The organism is Gemmatimonadales bacterium, assembly GCA_036265815.1.
Classification (GTDB): Bacteria; Gemmatimonadota; Gemmatimonadetes; order Gemmatimonadales; family GWC2-71-9; genus CAVVWJ01.
This window is the reverse complement of sequence record DATAOI010000087.1, coordinates 123,723-135,409: the sequence shown is the minus strand read 5'-3', so window position 1 is coordinate 135,409 and position 11,687 is coordinate 123,723. Positions and strand designations below refer to the sequence as shown.

The window sequence follows — 11,687 nt, the reverse complement described above, 5'->3', positions numbered from 1 at the left end:
GAGGGGAACGCCATCGCCATCACCGACCAGAGCAGCGCCTGCTTGCGGCCGAACTTGTCGCCCACCCAGCCGAACAGGGCCCCGCCCAGCGGCCGCATGAGGAAGCCGGCGGCGAAGGTGCCGAAGGCGGCGAGGAGCGAGGCGGTGGGGTTATGGGCCGGAAAGAAGTGGGTGCCGATCTGCTGGGCGAAGAAGCCGAAGAGCGCGAAGTCGTACCACTCGAGCACGTTGCCGGCTACGCCAGCGATGACGCCCCGGCGGACGGCACGCGGGGTGTGGAACTCCTGAGTGACCACCCCGGGCGGGATGATCGGGGGGACTGCGGTGGTCATGGTGTCGTCGTGGTGAAGGATGCCGGAGGTTAAGGCGTGCAAGCGTGGGGCGCCAGAGGCGCGGCTGCGGCCCTGAGCGAGAGGCAAGGCGTTAAACTATCCAAGGACTTTCCTCCCTCCGATTGCCGAGGTCTCCGATGGAACAGCTCATCCTCCTCCCCAGCCGCGCTTCGCGCCCGCGCTGGTGAACCTGCTGGTGGAGGGACTCTACAAGGGCGCAATGGTAGTGCTCGCCGGGGTGATGGCCGCGAGCCAGCTCGGCATCAACGTGGGCGCCGCGCTCGCCGGGATCGGGGTGGTCGGCATCGCAATGGGGTTTGCGGCGCAGGAGACCATCGCCAACATGATCGCCGGCTTCCTCATCTTCTGGGACCGGCCGTTCAAGGTGGGCGACTTCATCACGACCGAGGAGCAGTACGGCGAGGTGCGGGAGATCACCATGCGGACCACCCGGATCCGCACCATGGAGAACACCTACGTCGTCATTCCCAACAAGCAGATCATCGGCGACATGCTGGTGAACCACTCGCTCTACGGCGAGGTGCGGGTGAACGTACCGGTGGGGATTGCCTACAGGGAGAAGATCGCGGAGGCGCGCCGGGTCCTGCTGCCGGTGGCGCGGGGGGTGGCGGGCGTGCTCGGATCGCCCGGGCCGACCGTGGTAGCGACCGAGCTGGGCGACTCGAGCGTCCGCCTCGAGGTCCGGGTGTGGACCGACGATCCGTCCAGGAGCGGCGGCTCCACGCCGAGGTGCTCGAGGCGCTGCTCAACTTCCACAAACGGCATCCACCCGTCGGGGCGCCGCCCGGCACGCTGGTGTTCCCGGATGAGCGGGGCCCGGCCTCGATCCGCGTCATGATCTACGGGCCCGACGGGGTGGAGGAGCGCAGCGAGGTCGGCGTGGGGGACCTGCCCGCGGTGGTCGGCACGGACCGGGTCACTTGGATCGACGTGCAGGGGCTGGGCGACGAGGCGGTGCTCCGACGCCTCGCGGAGATCTTCGAGATCCACCGGCTCGCGCTGGAGGACGTGGTGAACGTCCCGCAACGGCCCAAGGCCGAGGCATACGACCGCCAGCACCTCGTCATCACCAGAATGATCCGCGCCGCCGCGGAAGGGCAGCTCGACGTGGAGCAGGTGAGCCTGTTCATCGGGCCCCACTACCTGCTCTCGATCCAGGAGCGGCGAGGAGACGTGTTCGATCCGGTGCGGGTGCGCATCAGGGCGGGCAAGGAGCTGATCCGGAAGTCGGGGCCCGACTACCTCGCGTACGCGCTGATCGACGCCATCCTGGACGGGTACTACCCGGTGCTGGAGCGGCTGGGCGACCGGCTCCAGGTCCTGGAGGAGCGCATCCTCCGCGCCGCGACCCGGTCGGGCCAGCGCGGGATCCACCGGGTGCGGTGGGACCTGCTCGTCCTCCGGCGCGCGGTGGGGCCGCAGCACGAGGCGGTGGCGGCCCTGGCGCGGGAGGAGAGCCCGCTGATCACTCCGACGGTGCGCCAGTACCTGCGCGACTGCCTCGATCACGCGGTGCAGATCCTCGACGTGATCGACACCTACCACGAGCTCGCCTCCAACCTGATGGAGATGCACGTGTCGAGCGTGAACCAACGCAGCAACGACGTGATGACGGTGCTCACCATCATGGCGAGCATCTTCATCCCGCTCACGTTCCTCGCCGGGCTCTACGGGATGAACTTCGACTACCTGCCCGAGCTGCACTACCGAAGGGCGTACCACACACTGCTCGCGATCATGGGGTTGGTGGCGCTCGGGATGCTGCTCTGGTTCCGGTGGCTGGGGTGGCTCGGGAGAGAGGGCGATGGGGCGGAGGAGGAGGACTGAGCAAGCGCGCCTCGGGCCAGCGATAGGGGGCCCGAGCGGCTGTGTATTACTACACACCTTGCAGTTAATACTGTGTGAGAGCAGAGACACCTGCGAATCGCCCCCGTCGCGGCCCGCGCAACCGGCGGGGTCGCGGCCAAGCCGGGACATCGCGCCCGTGGCCCACCCCGCATCGGACGGGTAGCTTGCATCCCATGCGCAGGCCATCCCTTTCATCATGGTGACTCTCCCCGAGCCGCGCGACCACCTCCAGGACGCGTTGCAAGATCGGTACGTGCTCGAGCGCGAGCTCGGCCGCGGCGGCATGGCCATCGTCTACCTGGCGCGCGACCTCCGGCACGACCGCCCGGTCGCCCTCAAGGTCCTCCTCCCCTCGCTCGCCCGCAGCCTCGGCGCCGAGCGGTTCTTGCGCGAGATCCGGACCGCCGCCCGGCTACAGCACCCGCACGTCCTCTCGGTCCACGACTCCGGCGAGGCCGGAGGTCAGCTCTGGTTCACCATGCCCTACGTCGAAGGCGAGACGCTCCGGCGGCGGCTCGAGCGCGAAGGGCAGATTCCGCTCGCCGACGCGCTCCGGATCGGGCGCGAGGTGGCCGACGGGCTCGACTTCGCCCACCGGCACGGCGTGATTCACCGCGATGTGAAGCCGGAGAATATTCTCCTGAGCGAGGGCCACGCGCTCGTAGCCGACTTCGGCATCAGTCGAGCGCTCGTCGGGGACGACGGCGGCGAGGCGCTCACCGAGACCGGCGTCTCGCTCGGCACGCCGGCCTATATGAGCCCCGAGCAGGCCAGCGGCCAGCCGGTGGACGCGCGGACCGACGTCTACGCCCTCGGCGCGGTGCTGTACGAGATGCTCGCCGGCGAGCCGCCGTTCACCGGGCCGACGCCACAGGCGATCATCGCCAAGCGCTTCCACACCGACGCGGTGCCGCTCCGAGCCCTGCGCCCCACCGTGCCCGAGCAGGTGGAGCACGCCGTGGCCCGCGCGCTCGCCCGGGTGCCGGCCGACCGGTTCGCCTCCGCCGCCGAGCTGGCGCGGGCGCTCGAGGGCGACGCGACGGCCGCGACCCGACCTCTCCCCGGCCGCACCGGCCTCCTGCTGCTCGGGCTGGGCCTGCTGCTCGGTGTCGGCGTGCTCTTCGGCTGGATCCATGCCCGGCGGGCCCAAGCGCCCGCCGACTCCGGCCTCCGGCGCGTCGCGGTGCTGCCATTCGACAACCTCGCCGCCGCGGACAAGGTCTACTTCGCGGAGGGCATCACCGACGAGATCCGCGGGAAGCTCGCCACGGTGCCCGGCCTCCAGGTGACCGCGCGCACCAGCTCGGCCCAGTACGCCGCGAGCACCAAGCGGCCCGAGGAGATCGGCCGCGAGCTGGGCGTGGCGTATCTGCTGAACGGAACCGTGCGCTGGGACCAGGAGGGCGGCCTGAGCCGCGTGCGGGTGAGCCCCGAGCTGATCGAGACGGCCACCGGCGCCACCCGCTGGCAGCAGTCGTTCGATGCGCCGATGACCGACGTCTTCCGGGTGCAGGCCGACGTCGCCGAGCGGGTGGCGCGCGAGCTGGGCGTGGCGCTCGCCGCCGGCGACCGGCGGCACTTGGAAGTCCCCCCAACCGGCGACCTCGGCGCGTACGATCTCTACCTGCGCGGCCGGTACGCGTGGCATCAGCGGACGGCGGCGGGGCTCGACCAGGCTCGCCAACTGCTCCAGCAGGCAGTGGCGACCGATCCCCGCTTCGCGCCGGCGCACGCGGCGTTGGCGGACGTGTTCGCGGTGCTCCCACTCTGGAGCGACCTCGCGCCGGATCAGACGTATCCGCGCGCCCGGGCCGCGGCCCTCGAGGCGCTCCGAATCGACAGCACGCTCGCGTCACCGTGGGCGGTGCTGGGCGACTACAACGCGATGTACGCCTGGAACTGGGCGGAGGCGGAGCGCGACTTCCGGCGGTCGCTGGCGCTCGACCCCAACAATGCCAACACGCATCATTGGTACAATGGCGACTACCTCCTGGCGGTGGGCCGGATGGACGAGGCCATTCGGGAGGCGCGGCGCGCCCGCGAGCTCGACCCGCTCAGCCTCACGATCAACGGGGGCCTCGGGCGAGCGCTCTTCAGCGCGGGGCGCGCCGGTGAGGCGCTCCCGGAGCTGCGGAACGTAGCGGCGATGGACACCACGTTCCCGCTCACCAACGAGTACCTGGGCAGCGCCTACATCGCGCTGGGGCGCTACGCCGAGGCGGTGCCGATCCTCCGCCGCGCCGTCGAGCCGGGAGTGCGGCTGTCGTCCACGCTCTCGATCCTCGGCTACGCGCTCGCGAAGAGTGGCGGGCGGGCCGAGGCCGAGGGGATCCTCAAGGAGCTGCTGGAGCGGCAGCGGCGCGGGTACGTCGCGCCCGTGAGCCTCGCGGTGCTCTCCGCCGGGCTCGGCGACACGGCGGAGACGTACACCTGGCTCCGGCGGGCGATCGAGGTGCGGGACCCGTTCCTGCTCTACAACTTCGCGAACTATCCGGTCATGACGCCGTTCCGACGGGACGTCCGAGGGCAGGCGATTCTGCGGGCGATGGGGCTGGACGAGCGGTAGAGCCGAGCGGCCTAGGGCACGGCAAGCCGCCCGACCTCGAAGCAGCACCGGAGCCGGTCCTCGGCGTCGCAGCACTTGGCCATGGGAACCCCCGCGAACTCGGTGAGCAGACTCTCCACCGCGTTGCACGCCTCGGGGTGCCGTTGCGTGGCAGCGGAGAGCGGACAGCCGTCGCCGCGGATATAAAGCTCGCCGTTGTGCTCCTCGACCCGCGCCTGCCCCCCGAGCTCGTTGAGCAGCGCACTCGCCGCTTCGGCCCGCTGGCGGAGATCGCCGGTCGGACGTGGCCGGCCGCCCATCAAGCGCCGGCCCACATCGCGCATCAACTCGTCGAACTCGGTGGGGTCCAGCCGCTCGTCGAGCACGTGCAGCAGTTGCGTGAGCACCGGCGCATATGCCCGCGAGAACACCAGCTCGGCTTCGGCGGTGAGGACGTAGGTACGCGCCGGCTTGCTCACGCCGCGGCGCGCCTCTCCCTGCCCCACCAGGCCGTCGCGCTCGAGGACGGCGAGCTGCTGCCGCACGGCGTTTCCGCTCAGGCCGAGGGCGTGGGCCAGCTCGTCCACGGTCATGGGAGCCCGGCGCAGCAGTCGCATGATCTGCCCGGCCGGGCTTTCGATCAATCGGTTCCAATACGGTACGCGCATCGACTCCTCAGTCATCGCGATTGGTGATGCGGCTCACCGCCGACCCGGAAAATTCTCCAGAACTTCCTGCATAATCTTGACCCAAAAGGGTCGCGCAGCCGAAAAAACCTAACTGGTACGAGCGGGTCGATGGTCCCCAGCAACGCAGTCGGCAGCGCCTCCGGTAATGCTTTCCGCCGCACCGGCCACGCCTCGTCCACACTCGGAAGCAGCCGTTCGACCCCTTCCGGTCCTGCTTCCTCCACGGGTATTCCCCATGCGACTCCCCCTGCTCTGCACCAGTGTCGCGCTCGCCGCCGCGCTGACGGCGTGCTCCGACTTCGGCACCACTCCGACCCAGGCGTCGCCCGGCGGCGAGATGGCGACCGACTCTCACAACGCGGTGGACGGCGCCGACTTCGGCTTCACCGACGGCTGGCTCGCCGGCCAGACGGTCCGCTTCTTCTACCATAAGCCGTTCTTCTGCCGGACGCCGGTGGAGGACGGGCTGCCGGTGGGCTCGACCACCGACTGCGAGGCCGGCTCCGACGGCACGGTGGACCCGCGCCCGGGCGGCGAGCTGCCTACGCTCTACGTGATGACCCCGCTCGGCTTCAGGCCAGACGAAGCGACGCTCCAGTGCCCCATCGTCGGACAGTGCATCAATCACCCCTCGACCATCGACCTGTCCCGGCTGTTCGGCGCCTCGGTGGCCAACGCGCCGCTGCCGGCGCACAGCCACATCATCGAGGAGCGGAGCGGCAACTGGTGGGAGCTGGAGGTGATCGGCGTCAAGGATCTGGCGACCTGGGATGCCGTGGTGGCGGGAAAGAGCCTGGAGACCGTGCGCGCGCTGCAGGCGGCGGACCCGGGCGCCGAACACATCACGTCGGACATTCCGACCAACACCTATCTGTTCTTCAGTGTCCGCCCGCATTGAGCGGCCCGAAGCCGCAACGTTGGCCGGCGGCGCCCTGGTGATGCTTGGCGCCTGGCTGCCGTGGCTCACCCTGTTCGCCGGCCTTCAGCGATACGGCGGTCTCATCGGCGGCCACGGACGCCTGCTGTTCGCCGGGGGAATCCTGGCCGCCGTCGCGAGTGTGGGGATGCTGGCCACCCGCCACCGCTGGATCCGGTGGACCACAGTGCTCCTGGGCCTGGGGCTCCTCGGCTTCGAGGCGTGGCTGGTGGCCGGCCTGTTCGAGACGCTGCATCGGGGCCTCGGCGCCATGCTGGTGCCGCGCCCGGGCCCCGGACTCTTCGTCGCCGCGCTCGGCATCGTGCTCGTCATTCTCGGCCCGGGTCTGGGGCTGGTCCGCGACCGCAGCGGGCGCCCGGCCCGGGCCTGAAGTGAGGAGAAGGGAAATGGAACTCCGACAGTTCGCCTGCCTCGCACTGGCCCTCGCCGTGGCCGCGTGCGGAGACGAGACCAGGCCCACGGAGCCGGGCGGCCGCGCCACGGACCCCGCGGCCTTCGCCCGGCGAGGTCCGCTCAATCCTGCCCTCGTGGCGCAGGGCAAGCAGATCTTCCGGTTCGAGACCTACGGCGACGAAAGCTTCTGGACCGACACGCTCCGCCTCCATCAGGTCATCCGCTCGTCCGTGAGCCCCGCGACCGCGCTATCCGTGGGCCTCAAGGTCGATGTGGACGCGCTCCCCGCCGAGGTGAAGGCGGGCATTCAGGATAAGTCGATCGACCTGAACAGTCCCGCGACCACGGTCACGCTGCTCAAGCTGGGTGCAGTAGTGGGTGTGATCGGAAAGGTGGACGCGAGCAACACGCTCACCAGCGTGGGCTTGAGCTGCGCGTTCTGCCACTCGACGGTGGACAACTCGTTCGGGCAGGGCATCGGACACCGGCTGGACGGCTGGCCCAACCGCGACCTCAACGTCGGTGCCATCGTCGCCTTGTCGCCGGTGCCGACGCCGGCGCAGAAGGCGGTGTACAACTCGTGGGGGCCGGGGATGTACGATCCGCGGTTCAACATCGACGGCAAGAACATACCGGTGGTGATTCCGCCCGCGTTCGGGCTCCGGCACGTGAAGCGGGAGATCTACACCGGGGACGATACCATCTCGTACTGGAATGCCTACGTGGCGATCACCCAGATGCACGGCCACGGGCGCTTCGTGGATCCGCGGATCAACGTGGCGGTCAACAACCCGCCGGAGCTGGTGGCGCCCAAGCTCCTGCCGCTCCGCGTCTACCAGTTCAGTCTCGAGACACCCGAGCCGGCCGCCGGGAGCTTCGACGCTTCGGCGGCGAAGCGCGGGCGGGCGCTCTTCAACAGTTCCGCCGGTTGCGCCCGATGCCATCTCGGATCGACCTATACCGACGTGAACGCCGGACGGCTGCATACCGCCGCGGAGGTCGGGCAAGATCCGGTGTATGCGGAACGGAGCGCGACTGGGCTCTATCGGACCACCCCGCTCCGCGGGCTGTGGCACCCGCCGCAGCTCGCGGGGCCCTACTTCCACGACGGCAGCGCCGCAACGCTCGAGGCCGCGGTCGAGCACTACGTGGAGCGCTTCGGGCTGTCGCTCACGGCACGGGAGCGGGCCGATATCGTGGAGTTCCTCAAGACGCTGTGAGGGCCGCGCGCGAACACCGCGGTGAAGTCGGCAAGGTTGGTGACGCCGGTTCCGGTGAACGACGAGTTCAGGCGATCGCCGTTGGCGGCCACCGGTCGAAGCAGACATGGTCCGCTCGATTTTGGTGTGTCCGGGTTCAGTGTGACCCGTTCCTCGTCGAACAGCAACGTCCCATCCGGCAGCACAGTCACACGCGCCGTTCCCAAGACCCGAGCTTGGCCACCGCTCACCAGGTCGACCACGCCCTGGACCGTGACGTGAGCGACCAGGGCAGCTCCAGGCCGAGGGGCAAGGGACACGGAGGTTGCCTTCCCGGTGCCGGTCGCGATGACCGGAGCCCCGACCAACTGGCACTGCCCCGTGACGGGTCCCTCTCCAAATTCGAGAACGACGAGGCTGACATCCTTGCCGGATACGTGAAACAGGGCCCCGCCCTGGGGCGTGAGGATGACCTGCCCGATCAAGTTGTTGCCGTGGCCAAAGGGGTCGGCGCGGACGTCTTAGGCGGTGGTCCCGGGATCAAAGCCGACCAGATTCCCCGCTGCTTGCTCCGCCTCTCGACACCAGTGCGCCAGGGCTGCATCTTTCAGCCACTCCCAGTCCAACGCTCGCTCCACCTGCCGGATCGCCGCCCCAGACGGCGCGAGGATCGCCATGAGCAGCCTGCCCCTCCGGGTCTCGGGAGCGCTGTCGGCCCAGTATCGCCTGGAGCAGGAGATCGGCGCTGGCGGCATGGCCACGGTCTATCTGGCCGAAGACCTGCGCCACGACCGGCGGGTCGCGGTCAAGGTGCTCCGCCCCGAGCTTGCGGCCGTGATCGGCGCCGAGCGCTTCCTGGCGGAGATCAAGCTCACTGCCAACCTGCAGCACCCCCACATCCTGCCGCTGTTCGACTCGGGCGAGGCGGATTCGTTCCTCTACTACGTGATGCCCTTCGTGGAGGGCGAGAGCCTGCGCGACCGGCTCACCCGGGAGAAGCAGCTCCCGGTGGACGACGCCGTCCGCATCGCCTGCGAAGTGGCCTCCGCCCTCGATTACGCCCACCGCCATCGCGTGATCCACCGCGACATCAAGCCGGAGAACATCCTGCTGCACGACGGGCGCGCGCTGGTGGCGGACTTCGGCATCGCCCTCGCCGCGAGCCAGGCCGGCACCCGGATGACCGAGACCGGCATGAGCCTCGGCACGCCGCACTACATGAGTCCCGAGCAGGCCATGGGCGAGCGCGAGATCACCGCCCGCTCGGACGTCTACGCCTTGGGCGCGGTGCTCTACGAGATGCTCACCGGCGACCCGCCGTTCACCGGCTCGACCGCGCAGGCCATCGTCGCCCGGGTGGTGACCGAGAGTCCTCGGCCGCTCCTGCCCCAGCGGCACACCATTCCGCCGCACGTGGAATCGGCGGTGCTCACGGCATTGGAGAAGCTGCCGGCCGACCGGTTCGCGACGGCGGCGCAGTTCGCCGACGCACTGACGACACCGGGGGTCACGAGACAGGTCACGAGCCGGACCATCCCCCTCGTGGCCGCGAGCCGCGGCAGTGCACGGGCCCGGCTGCGCGATCCGCTCACCATCGGACTCGCGGTCCTGGCGGCGGCCGGGCTTGGGCTGGCCGGCACGCTCATGTGGCGGTCCCGGCCTGAATCTTCCGTGCCGACGGTGCGATTCCTCTACACCGGCAGCGACAGCGCGACGGTCGCGTCGGACTGGGCTCCCTGGCCGGCCGCCATCTCTCCCGATGGCTCGCTGCTCGTCTACCCGGTCAGCCAGCCTGGCGGAACGGACATCCTCTACGTCCGCCGCGCGGACCAGCTCGAGGGTCATGCGATTCCCGGCACGAACAACGGCAACCAGCCGCTGTTCTCCCCGGACGGACGCTGGATCGCGTTTGAAGCCAACAACGTGGACAAGAAGGTGCGGCTCGACGGAAGCGCCCCGGTCCGGATCGCCACGGGGGGCGCCGACAACGGCGCGGATTGGACGACAAGCGACGAGCTGGTGATCGGGTCCGGCATCAGCGCGCACGGACTCTCGAAGGTGAGCGTTGCCGGAGGCGACCTGGTGCCCTTCACCGCTCCCGACTCCGCGCATGGCGAATTCGATCATCTCTGGCCCATCGGAACCCCCGACGGCCGGTCGGTCGTGTTCGTGATCTGGCACGGCGCCCTGCCGACCTCCGAGCTGGCCATGGTTTCGCTCGACGGGGGCCCGGTCGTCCGGCTCGGCCTCAAGGCGATCCGGCCGCTCGCGGTGGTGGACGACGCGCTGGTGTACGTCCTGGCCGATGGGGCCGTGATGGCGGTACCGCTCGATGTCGTCCATCGGCGGGTGACCGGCAAGCCGGTGCCGGTGCTCGATCCGGTGCCCGTGATCGGCGCGTTCAACGGCAACTCCGCCGTGTTCGTCTCGCGGGGAGGCGCGCTGGTGACGGGGCTGGAGGCGGCACGGTCCCAGCTCATGTGGGTCGGGCGTGACGGGACCAGCCGTCCGGTCAGCCGCGAGCTGCGGAGCTTCGACTCCCCCCGGATCTCGCCCGACGGCCGCCACATCGCGGTTCTGGTGACCGACGGCCCCAAGACCGACATCTGGGTCGACGACCTCGAGACCGGCACGTTGTCTCGCCTCACCAGCTCGGGCAACATGACCATCGCCGAATGGAGCCGGGACGGACGGAGCGTGATCTATGCGGCTCCGGGAAACGGATCGAACTGGGCGGTGTGGCGGCAGTCGCTTGGCGGCGGAACCACCCCTGAGCTGCTGGTGGAGCAGCCCCTCCTGGCGCCGGTCGCGGACCTGGCGCCCGACGGCCACACCGTGCTGCTGCAGACCTTGACGGCGAGCACCTGGGACCTGCAGAGCATGAGGGTAGACTCGACCCGCGCCCTCAAGCCGTTCAACGTCACGCCGGCCTCTGACCTGGACCCGCGCTTCTCGCCGGATGGACGGTGGGCGGCCCTGACGACCGACGAATCCGGCGCTTTCGAGGTGTACGTCCGCTCGTATCCGGAGCCGACCGTCAAGATCCAGGTGTCGGTGGGGGGCGGCGCGGGGGCGATGTGGTCAGCCGATGGCACCCGACTGTACTACTCGGTCGGAAACGCGATCGTCGAGGCCAGGCTGGCCACCAGCCCGGACCTCCGCGTGCTCTCCCGAGACACCGCATTCAGCGGAGTTCCCCACTCCGGCGGCTCGGCGAACTACGACATCACCCGCGACGGATCACGGCTCGTGCTCCCGCGCACGCGATCCACCGCCTACCCGCTGGTGGTGGTGCCCAACTGGCGGACCGAGCTGCGCGAGCGCATGGCGGCGAATCGGAAGTGACGACGCCCGGAGGGAAGGGGAGTTGCCCCCTTCGCTGCGCTCAGGGAGACAAAAACACACCCCTAGGCGGCCGTACTGGCTGGCTGGCCTGGACCGCACGGTGATCGTCTTCGGGCGTTTGGGGATGGAGAGCGCAAGGAGCTCCGGGGCTGGCTCAGGATGACGAGCTTCGTGGACTCGCTTGACTCGCCGCCTTCCCCGCACGAGCCGCTACTTCCCCGCCTGCCTCGCCATGTACGCCGTTACCGATCCGTTGCCACTTGTTGAGCGCGCCGATGCGGAAGCGGCGCTGTCTCGACTGCGCTGAGTAAGGCCACGCGGCGTGCCGCCGAGAGAGAGCGCCCGGCGCATCGGCTGCGCCGGGCGCATTTCCCCAGC

Annotated in this window: 9 protein-coding genes; 7 read left to right on the top strand and 2 right to left on the bottom strand. The window is 69.8% G+C overall.

The genetic code is table 11. From position 1 onward, the window contains the following. Positions 1-332: MFS transporter (locus VHR41_17635; protein ID HEX3236021.1), on the bottom strand; the 332-nt coding region annotated here is incomplete at its 3' end. A gap of 184 nt (positions 333-516) precedes the next feature. Between VHR41_17635 and VHR41_17630 the strand changes: the two genes are divergently transcribed. The 3 genes from VHR41_17630 to VHR41_17620 all read left to right on the top strand — a co-directional run bounded on the left by VHR41_17630 (position 517) and on the right by VHR41_17620 (position 4,767). Then, complete coding sequence (locus VHR41_17630; GenBank protein HEX3236020.1) at positions 517-1,191, top strand: mechanosensitive ion channel family protein; 675 nt, start codon at positions 517-519, stop codon at positions 1,189-1,191. After that, on the top strand, positions 1,188-2,180 hold the full coding sequence (corA, locus tag VHR41_17625) for a magnesium/cobalt transporter CorA (GenBank protein ID HEX3236019.1): 993 nt from the start codon (positions 1,188-1,190) through the stop codon (positions 2,178-2,180). Before VHR41_17630 ends, corA begins: the two co-directional genes overlap by 4 nt. Positions 2,181-2,397: 217 nt before the next feature. Beyond that, entirely contained in the window at positions 2,398-4,767 is a 2,370-nt protein-coding gene (locus tag VHR41_17620; GenBank protein ID HEX3236018.1) for a protein kinase, read from the top strand. Positions 4,768-4,778: 11 nt separating this feature from the next. On the opposite strand, the gene VHR41_17615 is transcribed toward VHR41_17620, so the two are convergent. Next, positions 4,779-5,414, bottom strand: coding sequence for an ArsR family transcriptional regulator (locus tag VHR41_17615; protein HEX3236017.1), 636 nt, complete (start codon positions 5,412-5,414; stop codon positions 4,779-4,781). Positions 5,415-5,670: 256 nt separating this feature from the next. On the opposite strand from VHR41_17615, the gene VHR41_17610 reads away from it, so the two are divergent. From VHR41_17610 to VHR41_17595, 4 genes are all read left to right on the top strand, one after another. Then, positions 5,671-6,333: a hypothetical protein gene (locus tag VHR41_17610; protein ID HEX3236016.1), complete on the top strand. Its 663-nt coding sequence runs from the start codon at positions 5,671-5,673 to the stop codon at positions 6,331-6,333. Continuing rightward, positions 6,317-6,742 carry a hypothetical protein gene (locus tag VHR41_17605; GenBank protein HEX3236015.1) on the top strand — a complete coding sequence of 142 codons (426 nt, stop codon included), beginning with the start codon at positions 6,317-6,319 and terminating at the stop codon, positions 6,740-6,742. The genes VHR41_17610 and VHR41_17605 overlap by 17 nt, the downstream gene beginning before the upstream one ends. Positions 6,743-6,758: 16 nt before the next feature. Continuing rightward, positions 6,759-7,985 carry a hypothetical protein gene (locus VHR41_17600; GenBank protein ID HEX3236014.1) on the top strand — a complete coding sequence of 409 codons (1,227 nt, stop codon included), beginning with the start codon at positions 6,759-6,761 and terminating at the stop codon, positions 7,983-7,985. A gap of 654 nt (positions 7,986-8,639) precedes the next feature. Then, on the top strand, positions 8,640-11,309 hold the full coding sequence (locus VHR41_17595; GenBank protein HEX3236013.1) for a protein kinase: 2,670 nt from the start codon (positions 8,640-8,642) through the stop codon (positions 11,307-11,309). The last annotated feature ends 378 nt before the right edge of the window (positions 11,310-11,687 follow it).

Coding starts and splice junctions, on each gene's coding strand:
- corA (HEX3236019.1), top strand. CDS start 1,188: ATGATCTACGGGCCCGACGGGGTGGAGGAGCGCAGCGAGGTCGGCGTG.
- VHR41_17595 (HEX3236013.1), top strand. CDS start 8,640: ATGAGCAGCCTGCCCCTCCGGGTCTCGGGAGCGCTGTCGGCCCAGTAT.
- VHR41_17600 (HEX3236014.1), top strand. CDS start 6,759: ATGGAACTCCGACAGTTCGCCTGCCTCGCACTGGCCCTCGCCGTGGCC.
- VHR41_17620 (HEX3236018.1), top strand. CDS start 2,398: ATGGTGACTCTCCCCGAGCCGCGCGACCACCTCCAGGACGCGTTGCAA.
- VHR41_17610 (HEX3236016.1), top strand. CDS start 5,671: ATGCGACTCCCCCTGCTCTGCACCAGTGTCGCGCTCGCCGCCGCGCTG.
- VHR41_17615 (HEX3236017.1), bottom strand. CDS start 5,414: ATGCGCGTACCGTATTGGAACCGATTGATCGAAAGCCCGGCCGGGCAG.